Annotated in this window: 20 protein-coding genes; 14 read left to right on the top strand and 6 right to left on the bottom strand. The window is 66.4% G+C overall.

Annotated elements, in window-relative coordinates; translation table 11 throughout:
- Positions 1 to 43: 43 nt before the first annotated feature.
- The 10 genes from leuC to accD all read left to right on the top strand — a co-directional run bounded on the left by leuC (position 44) and on the right by accD (position 12,125).
- Positions 44 to 1,465, top strand: a complete 1,422-nt coding sequence (gene leuC / locus ACJ7Z0_RS22830) for a 3-isopropylmalate dehydratase large subunit (RefSeq protein WP_434791648.1) — start codon at positions 44 to 46, stop codon at positions 1,463 to 1,465.
- Between the two features lie 13 nt (positions 1,466 to 1,478).
- Complete coding sequence (leuD, locus tag ACJ7Z0_RS22825) at positions 1,479 to 2,129, top strand: 3-isopropylmalate dehydratase small subunit (protein WP_055804265.1); 651 nt, start codon at positions 1,479 to 1,481, stop codon at positions 2,127 to 2,129.
- Positions 2,130 to 2,169: 40 nt separating this feature from the next.
- The gene (gene leuB, locus ACJ7Z0_RS22820; RefSeq protein ID WP_434791647.1) at positions 2,170 to 3,258 is read left to right on the top strand and encodes a 3-isopropylmalate dehydrogenase; all 1,089 of its coding nucleotides are present in this window, start codon (positions 2,170 to 2,172) and stop codon (positions 3,256 to 3,258) included.
- A gap of 92 nt (positions 3,259 to 3,350) precedes the next feature.
- Positions 3,351 to 4,493, top strand: a complete 1,143-nt coding sequence (asd, locus tag ACJ7Z0_RS22815) for an aspartate-semialdehyde dehydrogenase (RefSeq protein WP_434791646.1) — start codon at positions 3,351 to 3,353, stop codon at positions 4,491 to 4,493.
- A gap of 223 nt (positions 4,494 to 4,716) precedes the next feature.
- Positions 4,717 to 7,473, top strand: a complete 2,757-nt coding sequence (locus tag ACJ7Z0_RS22810) for a FimV/HubP family polar landmark protein (protein ID WP_434791645.1) — start codon at positions 4,717 to 4,719, stop codon at positions 7,471 to 7,473.
- 27 nt (positions 7,474 to 7,500) lie between these two features.
- Positions 7,501 to 8,313, top strand: a complete 813-nt coding sequence (gene truA, locus ACJ7Z0_RS22805; RefSeq protein WP_434791644.1) for a tRNA pseudouridine(38-40) synthase TruA — start codon at positions 7,501 to 7,503, stop codon at positions 8,311 to 8,313.
- Positions 8,310 to 9,002 (top strand): phosphoribosylanthranilate isomerase, encoded by a 693-nt coding sequence (locus ACJ7Z0_RS22800; protein WP_431123681.1) that lies wholly within the window; start codon positions 8,310 to 8,312, stop codon positions 9,000 to 9,002. The genes truA and ACJ7Z0_RS22800 overlap by 4 nt, the downstream gene beginning before the upstream one ends.
- 50 nt (positions 9,003 to 9,052) lie before the next feature.
- The gene (gene trpB, locus ACJ7Z0_RS22795; protein ID WP_431123683.1) at positions 9,053 to 10,339 is read left to right on the top strand and encodes a tryptophan synthase subunit beta; all 1,287 of its coding nucleotides are present in this window, start codon (positions 9,053 to 9,055) and stop codon (positions 10,337 to 10,339) included.
- A complete protein-coding gene (trpA, locus tag ACJ7Z0_RS22790) occupies positions 10,339 to 11,184 on the top strand; it encodes a tryptophan synthase subunit alpha (RefSeq protein WP_431123686.1) in 846 nt (281 codons plus the stop codon). The genes trpB and trpA overlap by 1 nt, the downstream gene beginning before the upstream one ends.
- Positions 11,185 to 11,252: 68 nt before the next feature.
- A complete protein-coding gene (gene accD, locus ACJ7Z0_RS22785) occupies positions 11,253 to 12,125 on the top strand; it encodes an acetyl-CoA carboxylase, carboxyltransferase subunit beta (protein WP_354398069.1) in 873 nt (290 codons plus the stop codon).
- A 144-nt stretch (positions 12,126 to 12,269) separates the two neighbouring features.
- Here the strand turns inward: accD and ACJ7Z0_RS22780 are convergent, their stop codons facing one another.
- Complete coding sequence (locus tag ACJ7Z0_RS22780) at positions 12,270 to 12,830, bottom strand: YggT family protein (protein ID WP_431123689.1); 561 nt, start codon at positions 12,828 to 12,830, stop codon at positions 12,270 to 12,272.
- A gap of 25 nt (positions 12,831 to 12,855) precedes the next feature.
- On the opposite strand from ACJ7Z0_RS22780, the gene ACJ7Z0_RS22775 reads away from it, so the two are divergent.
- The 4 genes from ACJ7Z0_RS22775 to ACJ7Z0_RS22760 all read left to right on the top strand — a co-directional run bounded on the left by ACJ7Z0_RS22775 (position 12,856) and on the right by ACJ7Z0_RS22760 (position 17,015).
- Positions 12,856 to 13,527, top strand: a complete 672-nt coding sequence (locus ACJ7Z0_RS22775; RefSeq protein WP_434792712.1) for an LON peptidase substrate-binding domain-containing protein — start codon at positions 12,856 to 12,858, stop codon at positions 13,525 to 13,527.
- A gap of 121 nt (positions 13,528 to 13,648) precedes the next feature.
- Complete coding sequence (gene lysS / locus ACJ7Z0_RS22770) at positions 13,649 to 15,211, top strand: lysine--tRNA ligase (protein ID WP_434791643.1); 1,563 nt, start codon at positions 13,649 to 13,651, stop codon at positions 15,209 to 15,211.
- Between the two features lie 2 nt (positions 15,212 to 15,213).
- Positions 15,214 to 16,476, top strand: a complete 1,263-nt coding sequence (locus ACJ7Z0_RS22765) for an Hsp70 family protein (protein ID WP_434792711.1) — start codon at positions 15,214 to 15,216, stop codon at positions 16,474 to 16,476.
- Positions 16,473 to 17,015, top strand: coding sequence for a M48 family metallopeptidase (locus ACJ7Z0_RS22760; protein ID WP_434791642.1), 543 nt, complete (start codon positions 16,473 to 16,475; stop codon positions 17,013 to 17,015). The genes ACJ7Z0_RS22765 and ACJ7Z0_RS22760 overlap by 4 nt, the downstream gene beginning before the upstream one ends.
- A 7-nt stretch (positions 17,016 to 17,022) precedes the next feature.
- On the opposite strand, the gene nagZ is transcribed toward ACJ7Z0_RS22760, so the two are convergent.
- From nagZ to era, 5 genes are all read right to left on the bottom strand, one after another.
- Complete coding sequence (gene nagZ / locus ACJ7Z0_RS22755) at positions 17,023 to 18,129, bottom strand: beta-N-acetylhexosaminidase (protein ID WP_434791641.1); 1,107 nt, start codon at positions 18,127 to 18,129, stop codon at positions 17,023 to 17,025.
- Positions 18,126 to 18,527 carry a holo-ACP synthase gene (acpS, locus tag ACJ7Z0_RS22750; RefSeq protein WP_434791640.1) on the bottom strand — a complete coding sequence of 134 codons (402 nt, stop codon included), beginning with the start codon at positions 18,525 to 18,527 and terminating at the stop codon, positions 18,126 to 18,128. Before acpS ends, nagZ begins: the two co-directional genes overlap by 4 nt.
- A gap of 13 nt (positions 18,528 to 18,540) precedes the next feature.
- Entirely contained in the window at positions 18,541 to 19,308 is a 768-nt protein-coding gene (locus tag ACJ7Z0_RS22745) for a pyridoxine 5'-phosphate synthase (protein ID WP_434791639.1), read from the bottom strand.
- Complete coding sequence (recO, locus tag ACJ7Z0_RS22740) at positions 19,305 to 20,075, bottom strand: DNA repair protein RecO (RefSeq protein WP_434791638.1); 771 nt, start codon at positions 20,073 to 20,075, stop codon at positions 19,305 to 19,307. The genes ACJ7Z0_RS22745 and recO overlap by 4 nt, the downstream gene beginning before the upstream one ends.
- A 133-nt stretch (positions 20,076 to 20,208) precedes the next feature.
- Positions 20,209 to 21,174 (bottom strand): GTPase Era, encoded by a 966-nt coding sequence (gene era / locus ACJ7Z0_RS22735; protein ID WP_431123704.1) that lies wholly within the window; start codon positions 21,172 to 21,174, stop codon positions 20,209 to 20,211.
- Positions 21,175 to 21,179 lie beyond the last annotated feature (5 nt).

Raw genomic sequence — 21,179 nt, 5'->3', positions numbered from 1 at the left:
GAAAACAAGACAATTCACCTCCCCACGAAAGCAAGAGACCGACATGGCACGCACGCTCTACGACAAGATCTGGGACGAACACGTCGTCCACACCGAGGAAGACGGCACCGCGATCCTCTACATCGACCGCCACCTGGTGCACGAAGTCACCAGCCCGCAGGCCTTCGAGGGCCTGCGCGTGGCCGGCCGCAAGCTGTGGCGCATCAGCTCGGTGGTGGCCACGGCCGACCACAACACGCCCACCACCGGCTGGGAGCGCGGCTATGAAGGCATTGCCGACCCGACCAGCAAGGAGCAGGTCACCACGCTGGACAAGAACATCGCGGAATTCGGCGCCGCCGCGTTCTTTCCGTTCCTGAGCAAGCGCCAGGGCATCGTGCACGTGATCGGGCCCGAATCGGGCGCCACGCTGCCCGGCATGACCGTGGTCTGCGGCGACTCGCACACCTCCACGCACGGCGCCTTCGGCGCGCTGGCGCACGGCATCGGCACCAGCGAGGTCGAGCACGTGATGGCCACGCAGACGCTGCTCGGCAAGAAGGCGAAGAACATGCTGGTGAAGGTCGAGGGCAAGCTGCCGCTCGGCTGCACGGCCAAGGACATCGTGCTGGCGATCATCGGCAAGATCGGCACCGCCGGCGGCACGGGCTACACCATCGAATTCGCGGGCTCGGCCATTCGCGACCTGAGCATGGAAGGCCGCATGACGGTCTGCAACATGGCCATCGAGGCCGGCGCACGCGCTGGCCTCGTGGCGGTGGACGAAAAAACCATCAGCTACGTCAAGGGTCGCCCGCTCGCACCCACGGGCGTGGAGTGGGACCAGGCCGTGAGCTACTGGCGCACGCTGCAGTCGGACCCCGGAGCGAAGTTCGACGCCGTGGTCGAACTCGACGCAACCCAGATCCAGCCGCAGGTGACCTGGGGCACCTCGCCCGAGATGGTGGTGGACATCAACGGCCGCGTGCCCGATCCCGAGAAGGAAAAAGACGCCAGCAAGCGCGGCGCCATCGAGCGCGCACTGGTCTACATGGGCCTGGAGCCCAACAAGGCGATGAACGACATCTTCATCGACAAGGTGTTCATCGGCTCGTGCACCAACAGCCGCATCGAAGACATGCGCGAAGCCGCCGCCGTGGTGAAGAAGCTCGGCCAGAAGGTCGCGAAGAACGTGAAGCTCGCACTGGTGGTGCCGGGTTCGGGCGTGGTGAAGGAACAGGCCGAGCGCGAAGGCCTCGACGTGATCTTCAAGGCCGCGGGCTTCGAATGGCGCGAGCCCGGCTGCTCGATGTGCCTCGCAATGAACGCCGACCGCCTGGAGCCCGGCGAGCGCTGCGCATCGACCAGCAACCGCAACTTCGAAGGCCGCCAGGGCGCCGGTGGCCGCACCCATCTCGTGAGCCCGGCCATGGCCGCGGCCGCAGCCGTACACGGCCACTTCGTCGACGTGCGCACCTTCGCCTGATCTGGAGACACACATGCAGAAATTCACCGTGCACAAGGGCCTCGTGGCCCCGATGGACCGCGAGAACGTCGACACCGACGCGATCATTCCGAAGCAGTTCCTGAAGTCGATCCGCAAGACGGGCTTCGGCCAGAACCTGTTCGACGAATGGCGCTACCTGGACGCCGGCTTTCCGGGCCAGGACCCGGCCAGCCGCAAGCCGAACCCCGACTTCGTGCTGAACCAGCCGCGCTACGCGGGCGCGTCGATCCTCCTGGCGCGCAAGAACTTCGGCTGCGGTTCGTCGCGCGAACATGCGCCGTGGGCGCTCGACCAGTACGGCTTTCGCGCGATCATTGCGCCGAGCTATGCCGACATCTTCTTCAACAACAGCTTCAAGAACGGCCTCTTGCCCATCGTGCTGCCCGAGGCGCAAGTGGCGCAGCTGTTCGACGAGACCCTTGCCTTCCCCGGCTACACGCTGACCATCGACCTGGAACGCCAGGTGGTGGTGAAGCCCGACGGCGGCGAGTTCGCGTTCGACGTGCAGGCCTTCCGCAAGTATTGCCTCATCAACGGGCTGGACGACATCGGCCTGACGCTGCGCCACCAGGACAAGATCAAGGCTTTCGAAGCCGAGCGCCTGGCACAGAAGCCCTGGCTCGCGCACACGATGATCGCCTGATCGCCCTTCGCATTTCCGTTTTCAAACTTCAGACCAAATCATGAAAATCGCAGTTCTCCCGGGTGACGGCATCGGCACTGAAATCGTGGCCGAGGCCATCAGGGTGCTCGACGTGCTCGACCTCTCTTTCGAAATGGAATCCGCGCTGGTCGGCGGCGCAGCCTACGAGGCGCACGGCCATCCGCTGCCCGAAGCGACGCTCAAGCTCGCGAAGGAAGCCGACGCGGTGCTGTTCGGTGCCGTCGGCGACTGGAAATACGACAAGCTCGACCGCCCGCGGCGCCCGGAGCAGGCGATCCTGGGGCTGCGCAAGAACCTCGGCCTGTTCGCGAACTTCCGTCCCGCCATCTGCTACGAGCAGCTGGTAGGCGCATCGAGCCTCAAGCCCGAGCTGATTTCGGGCCTGGACATCCTCATCATCCGCGAGCTGACCGGCGACATCTACTTCGGCCAGCCGCGCGGCCGCCGCACGGCGGTGGACGGCCACTTTCCGGGAGCCGAAGAGGCTTTCGACACCATGCGCTATTCGCGCCCCGAGGTCGAGCGCATCGCCCGCGTGGCCTTCGAGGCGGCCCGCAAGCGCAACAAGCGCGTGACCAGCGTCGACAAGGCCAACGTGCTCGAGACCTTCCAGTTCTGGAAGGACGTGGTCACCGAGGTGCACAAGGACTATCCGGACATCGAGCTCGACCACATGTACGTCGACAACGCGGCCATGCAGCTCGTGAAGGCACCCAAGAAGTTCGACGTGATCGTCACCGGCAACATGTTCGGCGACATTCTTTCGGACGAGGCCGCCATGCTCACCGGCTCCATCGGCATGCTGCCCTCGGCGTCGCTCAATTCGAGCAACCAGGGCCTGTACGAGCCCAGCCACGGCAGCGCGCCCGACATTGCCGGAAAAGGGGTTGCCAATCCTTTGGCTACAATACTGTCCGCTGCCATGATGCTCCGCTTTTCACTCAACCAAGCCGAAGCTGCCGACCGTATCGAGTCGGCGGTCAAGCACGTGCTCGCCTCCGGGCTGCGCACGGGTGACATCTGGTCAGAAGGTACGAAGCGCGTCGGCACCCGTGAGATGGGCGACGCGGTCGTTGCAGCAATCACCAAAAAGACGATTACCGGCTAACCGCAGCCCGCTTCGTCACGCCCCTCCCCGGCTCGACGAGTCGGGGGCAAGAAAAGACAACTTTTTTCTTTCTTTTAATAGGGCAAACTGAAATGGCGAACGCATCTCAACCTCTGGTCGGCCTCGTGGGCTGGCGCGGCATGGTCGGCTCGGTCCTGATGGACCGCATGCAGGCCGAAGGCGACTTCGGTCTCATCGAGCCGCTGTTCTTCTCGACCTCCAACGCCGGCGGCAAGGCCCCGGCCATGGCGAAGAACGAGACCGCGCTCAGGGATGCGAACGACATCGAAGCGCTGAAGAAGTGCGACATCGTCATCACCTGCCAGGGCGGCGACTACACCAGCGAGGTGTTCCCCAAGCTGCGCGCCGCGGGCTGGACCGGCCACTGGATCGATGCCGCCTCCACCCTGCGCATGCAGGACGACGCCATCATCGTGCTCGACCCCGTCAACCTGCCGGTGATCCAGAACGCGCTTGCCAATGGCGGCAAGAACTGGATCGGCGGCAACTGCACCGTGAGCTGCATGCTCATGGGCGTGGGCGCCCTCTACAAGGCCGGCCTGGTCGAGTGGATGACCAGCATGACCTACCAGGCGGCTTCGGGCGGCGGTGCGCAGCACATGCGCGAACTGCTGACGCAGTTCGGCACGCTCAACGCCGAAGTGCGCGCCCTGCTGGACGACCCGAAGTCGGCCATTCTCGAAATCGATCGCAAGGTGCTGCACAAGCAGCAAAACCTGAGTGCCGCTGAAACAGCCAACTTCGGCGCCCCGCTCGGCGGCTCGCTGATCCCCTGGATCGACAAGGATCTGGGCGACGGCATGTCCAAGGAAGAATGGAAGGCCGGCGCCGAGACCAACAAGATTCTGGGCCAGGGCGCGGGCTTCGGCGGCGCCGCGGTGCCGGTCGACGGCTTCTGCGTGCGCGTTGGCGCCATGCGCTGCCACAGCCAGGCGCTGACCTTCAAGCTCAAGAAGGACGTGCCGCTGGCCGACATCGAAGCCATGATCGCGGCCGACAACCCATGGGCGAAGGTGGTGCCGAACACCCGCGAAGCCACCCTCAAGGACCTGACGCCAGTGGCCGTGACGGGTACCATGGACATTCCCGTGGGCCGCATTCGCAAGCTGGCAATGGGCCCTGAATACGTCGGTGCATTCACCATCGGCGACCAGTTGCTGTGGGGCGCGGCGGAACCGCTGCGCCGCATGCTGCGCATCCTGCTTGAGGCCTGATGGGGCGCCAAGGCTCTTCCCAGCCGGAAAGTGTTGCCTTATGGCAACATTAAATGTGTGCGTAAGTATGCGCGCACTGGGTAGAACGGGCGCACCGCCTTGTCAGCACCCGGTGATGATGCTAACGTCCTCTTACAATTTCTGGGCCTGAGCCGCCCCTATCAGCATGACAAGACATCTGTTGCCCGCGGCCCGCCCATCGGCCGCTCGCCCTTCCCTACCCTTGAACGGTCTTCGCCTTTCCGTTCTGGGAGCAGCCGTTGCGGTGGTTCTGGGCATTGCAAGCACCGACGCCAGCGCTTTTGCGCTGGGGCAGTTGAAGGTGCAATCGGCGCTGGGCGAACCGCTTCGCGCCGAGATCGACGTGACCGAGATGGCTGCCGCCGACGCGGACAGCCTGAAGATCAACGTCGCCAACGCGGACGCCTTCAAGAAAGCAGGCGTTCCGTACAACGCCGCCTTGAGCGACGTCAAGGCAACGCTGCAACGCCGCGCCGGCGGCCAGTACGTCGTCCGATTGACCGGCACCCGTCCGCTCAACGACCCCTTCATCGATTTGCTGGTCGAAGCCAATGGTTCGACCGGCCGCATGGTGCGCGACTACACCGTGCTGCTCGATCCGCCCGCGACCCGCCAGGCTGCGCCGGCCGCACCGATCGCGCCCGCCACGCCCCAGGTCAGCACCCCGGTGGAACGTCCCGCCGCCGCAGCAGCCCGTGCACGCCGCGAGCGTGCGGCCGTTGCACCGGCAGCACCGGTCACCGCTCCCGCGGCAGCCCCGGCGCCCGCGTCGGCCGCACCGCAAGCTCCCGGTGCCGCGGCAACGGCTCGTCCCGCGAGCAGCGGCGAGCAGGTCACGGTGCAGCGCGGCGATACCGCCAGCAAGATCGCCGGTGCCTACAAGCCCGCCGACATCTCGCTCGACCAGATGCTGGTGGCGCTGTTGCTCTCCAATCCCGATGCCTTCGTTGGCGGCAACATCAATCGGATGAAGGCGGGCGCCGTGCTCGACCTGCCGAGCGCCGCTGAAGCCGGCGCCATCCTGCCGTCGGAAGCGCGACGCACCATCACCGCGCAAAGCCGCGATTTCGGCGCCTACCGCCAGCGCCTGGCCGAGAACGCGCCCACCTCGAACGTGGCCGCCGCCAGCCGCAAGGCCACGGGCAAGCTGCAAGCCAACGTGGAAGACCGCAATGCGGCGGCAAGCGCGCCCGACAAGCTGACGATCTCGCAAGGCGGCGCGACGGCCCGCGCCGCCGAGGAAAAGGTTGCGCAGACCCGCCAGGCCCAGGACAGCAGCAACCGCGTGGCGGAGCTTTCCAAGAACATCAACGAACTCGCCAAGCTCAAGGCGGCCACTGGCACAGCGGCACCGGCAGCGGGTTCGGCACCGGCGCCTGCAGCGCCGGGCATTTCGGTACCCAATCCGGGCGTGGCTGCCACCACGTCGCCGCCGGCGACGGCGCCCGCACCGGTAGCGCCCGCGCCTGCCGCGACCGTGGCACCAGCCGCGCCTGTCGTGCCCGCCGCGACACCGGCCGCCACGTCGACTCCCGCAGCACCGGCCGCAACGGCCGTGGCAGCGGCACCAGCAGCAGCCGCTGCTCCCGCCAACCCAGCGCCCGACGCCGCTGCCGCACCTTCCGAAGCCGCACCGGCCGCTCCCGCTGCAGCAGCAAGCGCCGCAGCAGCAGCCCCCGCACCGGCACCCAAGCCGGTGGTCAAGGCGGCACCGCCGCCGCCTCCGGTGGAACGCGGCTTCTTCGAAGATTTGCTCGACAACCCGCTGATGCTTGCCGGCGCGGCGCTGATCGCATTGCTGGTCGGCTTCCTGCTGTACCGCGTGCTGGGCCGCCGGCGCGAGGAAATGAGCGAAAGCGTGTTCCTCGAAAGCCGCATCCCGAAGGATTCTTTCTTCGGTGCCAGCGGCGGCGAATCGGTCGACACCAAGCACCGCGGCGACTCCAGCGTCTCGTCGCTGTCGTACTCGCCGAGCCAGCTCGACGCGGGCGATGTCGACCCCGTGGCCGAAGCGGACGTGTACCTGGCCTATGGCCGCGACCTGCAGGCCGAGGAGATCCTTCGCGAAGCCCTGCGCGTGAGCCCCGACCGCACGGCCATCCACCTCAAGCTGCTCGAGATCCATGCCAAGCGCCGCGACGTGCGGGCCTTCGAGGGCCTGGCAACCGAGGTGCACAAGCTGACCAACGGCACCGGCTCCGACTGGAACCGCGTCGCCGAAATGGGCAAGGACCTCGATCCGGGCAACCCGTTGTACGAATCGGGCTCGCCCCGCGGCGTGAGCCAGGCCGAAAGCGCCGCCTTTGCAGGCGCTCTTGCCTCGGCAGCCAGACCCGCTGCCGCGGTTCCGCCCGCCCCCGCACCTGTCGCTCCTCCCGTCGCAGTGGCGCCCGCTCCGGCTTTCGTGCCCTCGGTCGCACCGCTGGATTTCGACCTGGACCTGAGCCAGCCGCCTGCGCCCAGCCCGGCCCCGGTGAGCGCCAGCCTGCCGAAGGCAGCGTATGCAGCACCCGCAGCAGCAACCCCCTTCTCCAACGGCCATGCGCACGCGCCCGCCGCATCGGTCGATCTCGAGAACGATTTCGACACGGCGCCCGGCGCCCTGGCACCGGTCTCGCGCCCCGCGGGACTCGACGAAGCCGATGACAACACCCGTCCGGCAGCGCTGCGCGGCGGCCTTCCCGCGGATTCGGGCTTTATCGAGTTCGACATGAGCGCACTGGCTGGCCTTCCCGCCCGTCCGGTGGCCGGCACCGCCGAAGCGACGAGGCCCGCGGCCACCATGCCCGAGGACGACGATGGCGACGACAGCCCCCATGCGGTCAAGTTGTCGCTGGCGCGCGAACTGCAAGCCATCGGCGACGTCGAAGGCGCCCGCTCGCTGGTGGAAGAAGTCGAGGCTGAAAGCGCTGGCGACCTCAAGTCGCAGGCGAAGCAATTGCTCGCCGAGCTGCGCTGAGCGGCTTTTTCCCGTCTTTTTGAATTCGTGAGGCTGGCGCTAGGCATCCGCTACAACGGCCAGGCGTACGAGGGCTGGCAGAGCCAGCGCTCGGGCCGCACGGTGCAGGACAAGCTGGAAGCCGCGCTAGCCAAGTTCGCCGCACAGCCGATCGGCACGCTGTGCGCCGGCCGCACCGACGCGGGCGTGCACGCGCTGATGCAGGTGGTGCACTTCGACACCACCGTCGAGCGCGAACCCTTCTCCTGGATGCGCGGCACCAACCGTTTCCTGCCCGACGACATCGCGGTGCAGTGGGCGCAGCCGGTGCCGGCCGAATTCCATTGCCGCGCCAGTGCATTGGCGCGCCGCTACCTCTACGTGCTGTCGCAGTCTCCCGTACGGCCCAGCCTCGAATCGGGACGGGTCGGCTGGTCGATGCATGCGCTGGACGGCGACGCGATGCGCGCCGCAGCCGCCTTGCTGGTGGGCAAGCACGACTTCAGCTCCTTTCGCGCCTCCGCCTGCCAGGCGCGTTCGCCGGTCAAGGATCTGCGCCGCATCGAGATCACGCGTGTCGGCGCGGGCGACCGCTGCCGCTGGCATTTCGAATTCGAGGCCGATGCCTTCCTGCACCACATGATCCGCAACCTGATGGGCTGCCTCGTGCGCATCGGACGCGGCGACGAGCGGCCCGAATGGATCAGCGAAGTGCTCGAAGCCCGCAGCCGCAAGGTGGCGGCGCCCACCTTCTCCGCCAATGGGCTGTATTTTCTCGGGCCGTTGTACGACGCCAAGTGGGGTCTGCCGGCGGAGGCCACGCTTCAGGCCGGCGGCGCTCCTTATGATGGGCCGCCATGACGCTTCCCCGCACCCGCATCAAGATCTGTGGCCTCACGCGTGAGGCCGACGTGGATGCCGCGGTCGAGGCGGGCGCCGATGCCGTGGGCTTCGTGCTCTACCCCGCGAGCCCCCGCGCCGTGACGGCCGAGCGCGCCGCCGAGCTGGCGTCCCGCCTGCCCCCTTTTATCACCCCGGTGCTGCTGTTCGTCAACGAGGATGCTCTTGAAGTCATAGCATCGCTTGCTCGCGTGAAGGGCGCCATCGCGCAGTTTCACGGCGAAGAAACGCCGGAACAGTGCGAGGAATCCACCGGCCCGGGCCGTTTTCGCTACATGCGCGCCGCGCGCATTCCGCTCGGGGCTGCCGGAGCGGGCTTCGACCTCGTAAAATACGCGTCCGATTACTCCCACGCCCAGGCCATCCTGCTCGACGCCCATGTCGAAGGTTATGGCGGTGGCGGCAAGGCATTCGATTGGTCACTTCTTCCACCCGCCGTCGACGCTCACCTCGTCTTGAGTGGTGGGCTCACACCTGCAAACGTGAGCGATGGCATTCGCATCCTGCGGACGCGCTGCAAAACGCTGTCCGTTGATGTGAGCTCGGGCGTCGAAATCGACGGACCCGGGAACAAGGGCCTGAAGGACGCCGCAAAAATCCGGCAATTCGTCGCAGCGGTCAGAGCCGCCGACGCGTCCTTCTCCAGTTAGCCGCCGCACCCCGATCGTGATTTGGGGCTGCGGCCCAACGATCGAGAACCATGCAAAGCCAATTCCAGGACTACCAGCAACCCGACGCCACCGGCCATTTCGGCAACTACGGCGGCACTTTCGCGAGCGAAACGCTCACCCACGCCATCAATGAGCTGCGTGACGCCTACGCCAGGTTCAAGGACGATCCGGCGTTTCTCGCCGAATTCCATTACGAGCTGAAGCACTTCGTCGGCCGGCCCTCGCCGGTCTACCACGCGGCCCGCACCAGCCGCGAAATGGGCGGCGCGCAGATCTACCTCAAGCGCGAAGACCTCAACCACACGGGCGCGCACAAGATCAACAACGTGATCGGCCAGGCGATGCTCGCGCGCCGCATGGGCAAGCCCCGCGTGATCGCCGAAACCGGCGCCGGCCAGCATGGCGTGGCCACCGCCACCATCTGCGCGCGCTACGGCCTCGAATGCGTGGTCTACATGGGCAGCCAGGACGTGAAACGCCAGAGCCCCAACGTCTATCGCATGAACCTGCTCGGCGCCACCGTGGTGCCGGTCGAATCGGGCAGCAAGACGCTGAAGGACGCACTCAACGAGGCGATGCGCGACTGGGTGACGAACGTGGAAAACACCTTCTACATCATCGGCACCGTGGCCGGCCCGCACCCCTATCCGACGATGGTGCGCGACTTTCAGAGCGTGATCGGCACCGAGTGCATCGACCAGATGCCCGCCATGCTCGCGGCCCAAGGCATCACCGGCGAGGCCGAAGGCCGGCAGCCGGACGTGGTGGTGGCCTGCGTGGGCGGCGGCAGCAATGCCATGGGCATCTTCCACCCCTACATTCCGTTCGCGGGCACCCGCCTGGTGGGCGTCGAAGCGGCGGGCGAAGGGCTCGACAGCGGCAAGCACGCGGCCTCGATCCTGCGCGGCAGCCCGGGCGTGTTGCATGGCAACCGCACCTACCTGCTGCAGACCGAAGACGGCCAGATCACCGAGACCCACAGCATCAGCGCGGGCCTCGACTACCCGGGCGTGGGCCCCGAGCATGCCTACCTGGCCGACATCGGCCGGGCCGAGTACGTGGGCATCACCGATACCGAGGCGCTCGAAGCCTTTCACTACCTGTGCCGCACCGAAGGCATCATTCCGGCCCTCGAATCGAGCCACGCCGTGGCCTATGCCATGAAACTCGCAAAGACCATGCGGCCGGACCAGTCGATTCTGGTAAACCTCTCGGGCCGCGGCGACAAGGACATCGGCACCGTGGCCGACCTGTCGGGCGTCGACTTCTACGACCGGCCCTCGATGCGCGGGCTGAGCGTGAAGGGAGGCAAGTGATGAGCCGCATTGCTGCAACCTTCGACGCGCTGAAAAGAGACGGCCGCCGCGCCCTCATTCCTTACGTGACCGCAGGATTCCCCTACGCGGACATCACGCCCGAGCTGATGCACGGCATGGTCGCGGCGGGCGCCGACGTGATCGAGCTCGGCGTGCCGTTTTCCGACCCCATGGCCGACGGGCCGGTGATCCAGAAGGCCGGCGAAGACGCGCTGGCCATGGGCATCGGCATGAAGCAGGTGCTCACCATGGTGGCCGCGTTTCGCCAGCAGGACACGGCCACGCCGGTGGTGCTGATGGGTTATGCGAATCCGGTCGAGCGCTATGACCTCGTGCATGGCAAGAAGGCCTTCATTCGCGACGCGTCGGCGGCGGGTGTGGATGGCCTCCTGGTGGTCGACTACCCGCCCGAGGAATGCGAAGGCTTTGCCGCCGAGCTCAAGGCCGCGAACATCGACCTGATCTTCCTCCTGGCGCCCACCAGCACCAGCGAGCGCATGGCGCAGGTCGCGCGCATCGCGAGCGGTTATGTCTACTACGTTTCGCTCAAGGGCGTGACGGGCGCCGGCCACCTCGACACCGAGGCGGTCGGCCAGATGATCCCGCGCATCCGCGAGCACGTGAACATCCCCGTGGGCGTGGGCTTCGGTATCCGCGACGCGCGCACGGCGCAGGCCGTGGGTTCGGCCGCCGATGCGGTCGTGATCGGGACGAAGATCATCCAGCTGATCGACGGACAGCCGCGCGAAAAGGTCGTGCCCGCCGTGCGCGAATTCCTCGCCGGAATCCGCGAGGCGCTCGATGCGCTGCCGGCCGCTACCCCCAAGAACGCGGCTGGCCGATAATCGCGGGTGCCCCTCACCCCCAAGCCCCTCTTCCGCATGCGGGAGAGGGGAGCTAAATCCGGAGTCCTATGAGCTGGCTTGAAAAACTGCTACCCGCCAAGATCGCACAAACCGACCCGTCGGAGCGCCGCCAGGTGCCCGAGGGCCTGTGGATCAAATGCCCCGCCTGCGAGACCGTTCTCTACAAGACCGATCTCGAGCACAACCAGAACGTCTGCCCGAGCTGCAACCACCATCACCGCATCGGTGCACGTGCGCGGCTCGACGCCTTCCTCGATGCCGAAGGCCGCTACGAGGTCGGGCAGGAAGTGCTCCCCGTGGACGCACTCAAGTTCAAGGACAGCCGCAAGTACCCCGAGCGGCTCAAGGAAGCCCTGGAGAACACCGGCGAAACCGACGCGCTGATCGTCATGGGCGGCTCGGTCCACAGCATCAGCGTGGTCGTGGCCTGCTTCGAATTCGAGTTCATGGGCGGCAGCATGGGCAGCGTGGTCGGCGAGCGCTTCGTGCGCGGCGTCGAGACGGCCATCGAGCAGAAGGTGCCGTTCATCTGCTTCACCGCCACGGGCGGTGCGCGCATGCAGGAAGGCCTGCTCTCGCTGATGCAGATGGCCAAGACCAATGCCGCGCTCACGCGCCTCGCGAAAAAGGGCCTGCCCTACATCAGCGTGCTGACCGACCCGACCATGGGCGGCGTCTCGGCCGGCTTCGCCTTCGTGGGCGACGTGGTCATTGCCGAGCCCAAGGCGCTGATCGGCTTTGCCGGCCCGCGCGTGATCGAGTCGACCGTGCGCGTGACGCTGCCCGAAGGCTTCCAGCGCGCCGAATTCCTGCAGACCAAGGGCGCGATCGACTTCATCAGCGACCGCCGCGAACTGCGCAAGACCATTGCGAGCACGCTGGCGATGCTGCTGCGCCAGCCCGCCGACGCGGTGAGCTAGGCTCGCCCCCAGGCTGCGCGGCACTTCGTGTCCGCTTCGCCCTCCCCCTACCGGGGGCAACACCTGCGGCCCGGCGAAGCCGGTTCCGCGGTGTTTCTCGAATCAGAGCGCCCTTGCGCGAACAAGCCCCAGTCGGCGCTGGGTTCAAGCGCCGAGTCGATAAGCCCAGACCAGCAGGTTGCCCAGCACGATCGCAATCACCTGCAGCACCACGATGGCGGCCAGGGGCGACAGGTCCACGCCGCCGATCAGCGGAATGAAGCGCCGAAACGGCCGCACCAGCGGTTCGGCCAGCCGGGAGATCAGGTCGAGCAGCATCGGCGACGCACCCGGTATCCACGACAGCACGGCATAGACCACCAGCAGCGCGGTCAGGCCTGAAACCGCCAGCTGCAGCAGCCCCACCAGGGAGACCAGCGGCAAGGCCGCGATACGCCCCAGGTTGCCCATCAGCAGCCACAGCAACAGGAACTTCGCGAGCACCAGCAGCCATGCGGCAATCAGGCTCGCCAGGTCCCAGCGCTTGACCGCGGGCACGATGCGGCGCAGCGGCAGCACGATCCAGTCGGTAATTGCAAACACGAAGCGGCCGAGCGGATTGCCGAACGGCACACGGTGGTACTGCATGTAGAGGCGCAGCAGGCAGGCGCCGCCGAGCAGGCCGACGATCACGTCGAGAAGGAACGAGGGGATCTGATAGAGCATGGGGCGCGGTCGTGAGCGGAATGCGATGATAGCCATGCAAGGTTCTTCGATGACGACACAGCCCCTTCTTCATTCACTGCCATTGTTCCCGCTCGGCACGGTCCTGTTCCCGGACGGCGTGCTTCCACTGCGTATTTTCGAGGTACGTTATCTCGACATGATCGGCAAATGCCGCAAGGCCAATGCGCCTTTCGGCGTCGTCAGCCTCACGAGCGGCAGCGAGGTGCGCAAGGCAGGCGCCGATGCGGAAAGCTTCGCCGCCGTCGGCACGCTGGCCGTCATCCGCGAATTCGATTCGCCCCAAAGCGGCCTGCTGCAGATCGAATGCGTCGGCACGCAGCGCTTTCGGATTCGCAGCGCCGAACTTCAGAAATACGGTCTTTGGGTGGCCGAGGTGGAGGCTGTGCTCGAGGATGCGGCCATCGAGATCCCGGGCGACCTCCTGCACACCGCCACGGCGCTGCGGCGCCTGGTCGACGCCCTTGAAGAACGCCGCCGCGCCCAGGGTGCCGAAAGCGTGCGCCTGCCCGTCGGCGAGCCCTATCGGTTCGACGATTGCGGCTGGGTGGCCAACCGCTGGTGCGAACTGGTGCCCATGCAACTCGAACTCCGGCAACGGCTGATGGAGCTCGACAGCCCGCTGATGCGGCTCGAATTGGTCAGCGATCTGCTCGCACGCGCGGGCATCACTGAATAGGTTGCTACTTTTTCAATAGCATTTCATACAGGATTGGCGGGCGCTGGAGGCCGGTTTCATTCGAACCCGATCGGCTAAAATGGCGGGTTGCGCACGCTCCCGATGCGCCCATCCGCTCTCCATGTCCGATCACCTGATTCCTTCCATTCCCACGCCCGCTGCGGCTCCAGCCGCGGCGCCCGCCGTCGACGACAACAAGCTCATCGCCGAACGACGCGAAAAGCTCAAGCTGCTGCGCACCGCGCAGGCCGAGGGCAAAGGCGTTGCGTTCCCGAACGACTTCAAGCCGGGTCACCGCGCCGCCGCACTGGTCGAGGCGCATGGCGCCACCGAAGCCGATGCACTCGAAGCGCAGGCCGTTTCCGTGAGCGTGGCGGGCCGCATGATGCTCAAGCGCGTGATGGGCAAGGCCAGCTTCGCGACCCTGCAGGACGCCACCGGTCGCATTCAGCTCTACGTCACGCGCGACGCGGTCGGCGAGGATACCTACGCCGAATTCAAGCGCTGGGACCTCGGTGACATCCTCGGCGCCGAAGGCACGCTGATGAAGACCAAGACCGGCGAACTGTCAGTCAAGGTGACCAGGCTGCGCCTGCTCACCAAGAGTCTGCGCCCACTGCCTGGTGACTTCTATGGCATGGCCGACCAGGAGCAGAAGTACCGCCAGCGCTACGTCGACCTGATCACCGATGAAGCGGCGCGCGTGCGCTTCACCGCGCGCAGCAAGGCCGTGAGCGCCCTGCGCAATTTCATGGTGTCCAACGACTTCCTCGAAGTCGAGACGCCGATGCTGCACCCGATTCCGGGCGGTGCCAACGCCAAGCCCTTCAAGACGCATCACAACGCGCTCGACCAGGAGATGTTCCTGCGCATCGCGCCCGAGCTCTACCTCAAGCGGCTGATCGTCGGCGGCTTCGAGCGCGTGTTCGAAATCAACCGGAGCTACCGCAACGAGGGCATCTCGGTGCGGCACAACCCCGAGTTCACGATGATGGAGTTCTACGCGGCCTACTGGAACTACCGCGACCTGATGGACTTCACCGAGACGCTGATCCGCACCATTGCCGACAAGGCCGTGGGCACGCAGCAGCTCACCTACCAGGGCAAGCCGGTCGACCTGACCCAGCCCTTCGAGCGCCTGACGATCCGCGAAGCCATCCTCAAGCACACCGAGGCCGGCGATGGCGTCGACGACAGCGCCTGGCTCATCAATGCGCTGCGCAAGATCGGCCTCAGCGAAGAAAAAGACAAGCTCTCGCAGCGCAGCCTTGCGAGCCTGCAGGTGATGTATTTCGAAGAGACGGTGGAAGAGAAGCTCTGGCAGCCGACCTTCATCATGGAGCACCCGACCGAGATTTCGCCACTGGCGCGCGCCAACGACGAACGCCCGGAAGTGACCGAGCGCTTCGAGCTCTACATCACGGGCCGCGAGTTCGGCAACGGCTTCAGCGAGTTGAACGACGCCGAGGACCAGGCCGCGCGCTTCAACGCGCAAGTGGCCGCCAAGGACAGCGGCGACGACGAAGCCATGTTCTACGACCACGACTTCGTGCGTGCGCTCGAATACGGCATGCCGCCCACCGGCGGCTGCGGCATCGGCATCGACCGGCTGATGATGCTGCTGACGGATTCGCCAAGCATTCGCGACGTGATCCTGTTCCCGGCGCTTCGCAGGGAATCTTGAGCGTGCATCTACCGTCGTCGCTGCCGACGATCGGCATCGACTTCGGCACCTCCAATTCCGCCGTGGCCTGCCGGGTCGACGGCGTGGCCCGTCTGCTGCCCATCGAGGGCTCGGCCACCACCCTGCCCACCGCGATCTTCTTCAACGCCGAAGACCGTACCACGCACTTCGGCCGCGAGGCCATTGCGCTCTATCTTTCAGGCGTCGAAGGCCGCCTGATGCGCTCCCTGAAGAGCCTGCTCGGCAGCGCGCTGATGCAGGAGAAAACGGCCGTCTACGACGGGCTCGTGAGCTTCGAGGACATCATCGCGCGATTTCTGCGCGAACTCGCCGCACGGGCGGGCCGCGAGCTGGGCCGGGTGCCGGAGCGCGTGGTCATCGGCCGGCCGGTTCATTTCGTGGATGACGATTCCAAGCGCGACGAGCGCGCGGAAGAGAGCCTGCGCCACGCGGCGCGCGCGGCCGGGTTTCGCGACATCGCTTTTCAGCTGGAGCCGATTGCCGCGGCCTTCGACTATGAGCAGCGCATCACGAAGGAATCGCTGGTGCTGATCGTCGACGTCGGGGGCGGCACCTCCGACTTCACCGTCGTGCGCGTCGGCCCGGACCGCGCCGCGCGCGAAGACCGCAGCGACGACGTGCTGGCCACCAGCGGCGTGCACATCGGCGGGACCGACTTCGACCAGCGCCTGAACCTCGATCGCGTCATGCCGGAATTCGGCTTTCGGCACACGGGCGCACAGGGGCGCGAAGTGCCGAGCAAGGTCTTCTTCGAGCTCTCGTCCTGGCACCTGATCAACTGGCTCTATGCCGCCAAGGCGGTGCGGCAGGCCAAGGATCTGCGCACGAGCTACAGCGACACGCGGCTGCACGACCGGCTGATGGCGGTGCTCGAAGAGCGGCACGGCCATCGCATTGCCAGCGAGGTCGAGCAGGCGAAGATCGAAGCCTCGGTGAGCGATGCGCCCACCGCCATCGACCTTTCGTGTGCAGAGCCGGGCCTGGCCGCGTCGCTCTCGCCCGCCGACATGGCGCAGCAGCTTTCTCCGCTGCTCGAGAACGTGATTGCCTGCGCGCACGCCTGCGTCAAACGCGCCGGGCTGCGCAGCGGCGACCTCGACGCCATCTACCTGACGGGCGGCTCCTCGGCGCTGCGGCCGTTTCAGCAGGCCTTGCGCAGGAGCTTCGCGGGCGTCAACCTCGTCGAAGGCGACCTGTTCGGGGGCGTGGCCACCGGGCTGGCCTGCGCGAGGCCGGTTGCATGAAATACCTCGCGGGCTATCCACCCGCCTTGCTGGCGCAGGTTCAGCAGCTGGTCGCGACCGAAGGACTCGCACCCTTGCTGCAGAGCCGCTATCCCGGCGCCGTGCACGAGGTGCAGACGGACCGCGCGCTCTACGACTACGTGAGCGAACTCAAGAGCGATTTCATGCGCAAGGCGCCACCGCTGTCCAAGGTGGCATTCGACAGCAAGCTGCATGTGATCCGCAATGCGCTGGGTACGCACACCACCGTCTCGCGCGTGCAGGGCAGCAAGCTCAAGGCCAAGCGCGAAATCCGGGTGGCGAGCCTGTTCAGGGAGGTGCCGTTGGAGTGGCTGCGCATGATCGTGGTCCATGAACTGGCGCACATGAAGGAGCGGGATCATGACAAGAGCTTTTATGCGCTGTGCGAGCACATGGAGCCGAGCTACCACCGGCTGGAGTTCGACGTGCGGCTGTACCTGACGCACCTGGATTCGGGTGGCGAGCGGCTGTGGACGAACCCGCTGCCGAACGCTGCGGCGCCGGGGAGCGCGCCCTAGCAAGTGGTCAGACGCTGCCGTGCGCCGGCGCGAGCTTGGCCTTCGCCAGCACTTGCCGTGCGCCTTTGTACCCTGCGGATTCGACGAGCTCGCTCCAGCGAGCCGACGGCGCTTCCGGCAGCAGTGCCCGCCGCCGGATCTCGCTTGCTGCGTCAGGTTGCCAGCGCCCTGCCCTGGCTGCCCCGGCAACGCCGTCGAGCAGTTCGTCCAGCGGCCGTCCATCGCCGATGCTCTGGTTGCACAGCATCGCGAGGTCGCAGCCCGCGTCGAGCGCGGCCAGGGCGGCATCGGCATAGCTCAGCAGTTCGCCATCGATGTAGCGCCCCGCTTCCATGCTCAGGTCGTCGCTGAAGATCGCGCCGTCGAATGAAAGCCGGCTGCGCAGGATCTCTTTCAACCACCTGGGCGAAAAACCCGCGGGCCGCTTGTCGACTTTCGGATAGATCACGTGTGCCGGCATCACCGCCGTGAGCGTGCCCGCGAGCCAGTCGTAAGGCTGCGCATCGTCGGCGAGGATGGCCTTGAGGCTGCGCCGGTCGACCGGAATTTCCACGTGCGAATCGGCGGTCACGAAGCCATGCCCGGGAAAGTGCTTGCCGCAATGGCGCATGCCCATCTGCAGCATGCCGTGCATCACGCTCTTGGCAAGCAGCGCCACCACGCGCGGGTCGCGGTGGAAGCTGCGGTCTCCGATCACGCTGCTGCCGCCGTAGTCGAGGTCGAGCACCGGTGCAAAACTGAAGTCGATGCCGCAGGCGCGCAGCTCGGCGGCAAGCACCTGGCCAGTCGCCGTCGCAGCCTGCGTGGCGCGCATGGCGTCGCGCATCCACAACTCGCCCAGTGCGCGCATCGAGGGCAAGCGCGTGAAGCCGTCGGTGCGAAACCGCTGCACGCGACCGCCTTCGTGGTCGACACAGATCAGCAGGTCGGGGCGGATGGCCTTCAGCTCAGCATTGAGCGCCGTCATCTGGGCGCGGTCCTGCCAGTTGCGGGCGAAATGGATCACCCCCCCGACCAGGGGGTTGGCGATGCGGCGGCGATCCGCATCGCCGAGTTCCGGACCCGCCACGTCGATGATCAATGGCGCGTGAATGCTTGTCGTTGCCAGGGTCATGCCTCGTTCTTGTATTCGACCACCACGAAACTCGCGGCATATTCGGTTTCGTCGGTCACCGTGACGTGTGCCGTGAGGCCCTTGGCCTCGAACCACTCTTTCAGCTCGCCGTGCAGCACGATGACGGGCTTGCCGCTGCGCAGGTTGGCGATCTCGCAGAGCCGCCAACTCATCGGCATGCGCATGCCCAGGCCGATGGCCTTGCTGAAGGCCTCCTTGGCGGAGAAACGCGTCGCAAGATAGCTCAGGCCGCGCTTGGGCCAGCGCTCGCTGCGGGCCTTCCAAACGGCGAATTCGGCGTCGCTCAACACCCGCTGGGCAAAACGCTCGCCCTGCCGCTCGAACGTCGCGGCAATACGCCGGAGGTCGCAGATGTCGGTACCGATGCCGTAGATCATTCCGCTTGCGCGTTCACTGCGCCTCTTCGATGCAGCGCAGATACTCCCGCGTCGTGGCGGCGTAGCCGAGTTCAAGCGCATCGGCAATGAAGGCATGGCCGATCGAGACTTCCCGGACGCCGCGCACGGCACGCAGGAATGCGCCGAGGTTGTCGCGGCTCAGGTCGTGGCCTGCATTCACGCCAAGGCCCACGGCCTCTGCCGCACGCGCCGATTCGACATAGCGCGCGAGCACGGCCTGCTCGTTCGGCGTGCCGCGCGATGCGGCATAGCCCTCGGTGTACAGCTCGACGCGGTCCGCGCCCACTTCCTTGGCCGCAGCCATCATTTCCGGAATGGGGTCCATGAACAGGCTCACGCGCACGCCCAGGGCCTTGGCCTCGGCAATCAGGGGGCGCAGGCGCTCGGCGTCTTCGGGGAAGCTCCAGCCGTGGTCGCTGGTCGACTGGGTCTCGCTGTCGGGCACGAAGGTGGCCTGGTGCGGCTTCAGCTCGCGCACGAAGTCCATCAGGTTGTGGAACGGATTGCCTTCGATGTTGAATTCGATCGCCGGCCAGTCCCTGGCCAGCAGCATGGACAGGTCGCTCACGTCGTGCGCGCGGATATGGCGCGCGTCCGGCCGCGGATGCACGGTGATGCCTTGCGCCCCGGCAGCGAGGCAGGCGTTGGCGGCGACAAGCACGCTCGGAATGCCGAGGGCGCGCGTGTTGCGCACCAGGGCCACCTTGTTCAGATTGACCGACAGCGAGGTGGTGGCGGAATGGCCGGATGTTGTGCTCATAGGGCTTGCAAATCTCTCATCATCTGCCGCGTGCGCAGCGTGGACACACCGCAATGGTAGTTGAGCAAGGTGCGCAGCTGGTTCCTGAGGGCACTGTTGCTGCCGGCGTTCATGGTCGCGATCTCGCGCAGTGTGGCGGTGAAAGGCGCGCGGTCGTCCAGCACGCCCTGCAGCGACTGCCAGTCTGCGCCCGCCAGCGCGGCCTCGTCCTCACCCGCCAGCCGCAAGCCGGCTTCCGGCACCAGGCTGTAGCGGGCGTCGGCCGCCAGCGGCTCGAGCGTGAGGGTCTGCACGTCGAGCGACGGCAAAAGGCCCACTTCGCGCAGCAGCAGCAGCTCGAAGGCGCGCAGCGCGGCGGCGTGGGTGGCCGCCTGCGCGCCGGCGTGTTCGCTGGCCAGCACCTGCACCACGCCCGCATAGGCATCGAACAGGGCTTCATGCGCATCGTCCCGCGCCAGAAGGCGCAGCAGCAGTTCGTTGACGTAATAGCCTGAGAGCAGCGCCTCGCCGGTCGGCATGACGTGGCCGCCCATCCACTCGGCGCCCTTGAGCGTGCGGATCTCGGCATCGCCGCCGTAGTTGAGTTGCAGCGGCTGCAGCGGCAGCAGCACCGGCCTGAAATTGGAACTCGGCCGCTTCGCCCCCTTGGCCACCAGCGCGATGCGCCCGTGGTGCCGGGTGAAGACCTCGAGAATCAGGCTCGATTCGCTCCAGTCGTAGCGATGGAGCACATACGCCGGTTCGTGCGAAACGCGATGGATGGCCATGTCAGTACGCTAAGGAGCATCGAGGCTTGAGGCCAGCAAACGCCGCGGAACCGGCTTTACCGAGCCGCTGGCGTTGCCCCCTGCAAGGGGGTTGGAGGCTACGCGAAGCGAGCAAGCCTGGGGGTTTGCCTGCTTATTCGTAACCGAACGAGCGCACGCGGGCCTCGTCGTCGGCCCAGCCGGAGCGCACCTTCACCCACAGCTCGAGAAAAACCTTGGCGTCGGCCAGCTTTTCGAGTTCGACGCGGGTTTCCATGCCGATGCGCTTGATGCGCTCGCCCTTGTCGCCGATCACCATGGCCTTGTGGCCGTCGCGCTCGACCACGATGGTGGCCGCAATGCGCAGCAGGCGCTTCTGGCCCTTTTTCTGCGGCGGCTCTTCCTCGAACTTGTCGATGATGACGGTCGAGGTATAGGGCAGTTCGTCGCCGGTCAGGCGGAACAGCTTTTCGCGCACCAGTTCGCCGGCCAGAAATTTCTCGCTGCGGTCGGTGAGCTCGTCCTCGGCATAGAACCAGGGCTGCTCGGGCAGGTATTTTTCGCAGATGCCGAACAGGCGCTCGACGTCCTTGGGGTTCTTGGCCGACATCGGCACGAACTCGGCGAAGGGGTGCTTCGCCTGCATGGTCTGCAGCCAGGGCGCGATGTCGCCACGGCGGTGCACGTTGTCGAGCTTGTTGGCCAGCAGCACGGTCGGAATGCCCTTACCGAGCAGCTTGAGCACCCGCTCGTCGGCCGGCGTGAAGCTGCCCGCCTCGACCACGAAAAGAATCAGGTCCACGTCGCCGACCGCGCCCTGCACGGTCTTGTTGAGCGACTTGTTCAGCGCGTTGGCATGCAGGGTCTGGAAACCCGGCGTATCGACGAACACGAACTGCGTCGCGCCGATGGTGCGCATGCCCGTGATGCGATGCCGCGTGGTCTGCGCCTTGCGCGAGGTGATGCTGATCTTCTGGCCCACCAGCGCGTTGAGCAGCGTCGACTTGCCCACGTTGGGCTTGCCGACGATGGCCACCAGGCCGCAGTGCTGGGGCCCGGTCGTGCCCGTATCGCCCGCTGCGTCTTCCGGGTTTGCTGCTGAATTTATAGCGTCGTTCATTTCTG

Origin of the sequence: Variovorax palleresanus (genome assembly GCF_051144945.1) — a bacterium.
GTDB lineage: Bacteria > Pseudomonadota > Gammaproteobacteria > Burkholderiales > Burkholderiaceae_C > Variovorax > Variovorax paradoxus_S.
This window is presented reverse-complemented; position numbering and strand designations above follow the sequence as displayed.

What these genes read in the sequence shown, in the direction of transcription:
- recO (WP_434791638.1), bottom strand. Translation starts at nt 20,075, where the DNA reads ATGGCCATCCATCGCGTTTCGCACGAACCGGCGTATGTGCTCCATCGC.
- trpA (WP_431123686.1), top strand. Translation starts at nt 10,339, where the DNA reads ATGAGCCGCATTGCTGCAACCTTCGACGCGCTGAAAAGAGACGGCCGC.
- nagZ (WP_434791641.1), bottom strand. Translation starts at nt 18,129, where the DNA reads ATGACCCTGGCAACGACAAGCATTCACGCGCCATTGATCATCGACGTG.
- ACJ7Z0_RS22745 (WP_434791639.1), bottom strand. Translation starts at nt 19,308, where the DNA reads ATGAGCACAACATCCGGCCATTCCGCCACCACCTCGCTGTCGGTCAAT.
- asd (WP_434791646.1), top strand. Translation starts at nt 3,351, where the DNA reads ATGGCGAACGCATCTCAACCTCTGGTCGGCCTCGTGGGCTGGCGCGGC.
- ACJ7Z0_RS22780 (WP_431123689.1), bottom strand. Translation starts at nt 12,830, where the DNA reads ATGCTCTATCAGATCCCCTCGTTCCTTCTCGACGTGATCGTCGGCCTG.
- trpB (WP_431123683.1), top strand. Translation starts at nt 9,053, where the DNA reads ATGCAAAGCCAATTCCAGGACTACCAGCAACCCGACGCCACCGGCCAT.
- leuC (WP_434791648.1), top strand. Translation starts at nt 44, where the DNA reads ATGGCACGCACGCTCTACGACAAGATCTGGGACGAACACGTCGTCCAC.
- lysS (WP_434791643.1), top strand. Translation starts at nt 13,649, where the DNA reads ATGTCCGATCACCTGATTCCTTCCATTCCCACGCCCGCTGCGGCTCCA.
- leuB (WP_434791647.1), top strand. Translation starts at nt 2,170, where the DNA reads ATGAAAATCGCAGTTCTCCCGGGTGACGGCATCGGCACTGAAATCGTG.
- leuD (WP_055804265.1), top strand. Translation starts at nt 1,479, where the DNA reads ATGCAGAAATTCACCGTGCACAAGGGCCTCGTGGCCCCGATGGACCGC.
- accD (WP_354398069.1), top strand. Translation starts at nt 11,253, where the DNA reads ATGAGCTGGCTTGAAAAACTGCTACCCGCCAAGATCGCACAAACCGAC.
- ACJ7Z0_RS22760 (WP_434791642.1), top strand. Translation starts at nt 16,473, where the DNA reads ATGAAATACCTCGCGGGCTATCCACCCGCCTTGCTGGCGCAGGTTCAG.
- era (WP_431123704.1), bottom strand. Translation starts at nt 21,174, where the DNA reads ATGAACGACGCTATAAATTCAGCAGCAAACCCGGAAGACGCAGCGGGC.
- acpS (WP_434791640.1), bottom strand. Translation starts at nt 18,527, where the DNA reads ATGATCTACGGCATCGGTACCGACATCTGCGACCTCCGGCGTATTGCC.
- ACJ7Z0_RS22800 (WP_431123681.1), top strand. Translation starts at nt 8,310, where the DNA reads ATGACGCTTCCCCGCACCCGCATCAAGATCTGTGGCCTCACGCGTGAG.
- ACJ7Z0_RS22775 (WP_434792712.1), top strand. Translation starts at nt 12,856, where the DNA reads ATGATAGCCATGCAAGGTTCTTCGATGACGACACAGCCCCTTCTTCAT.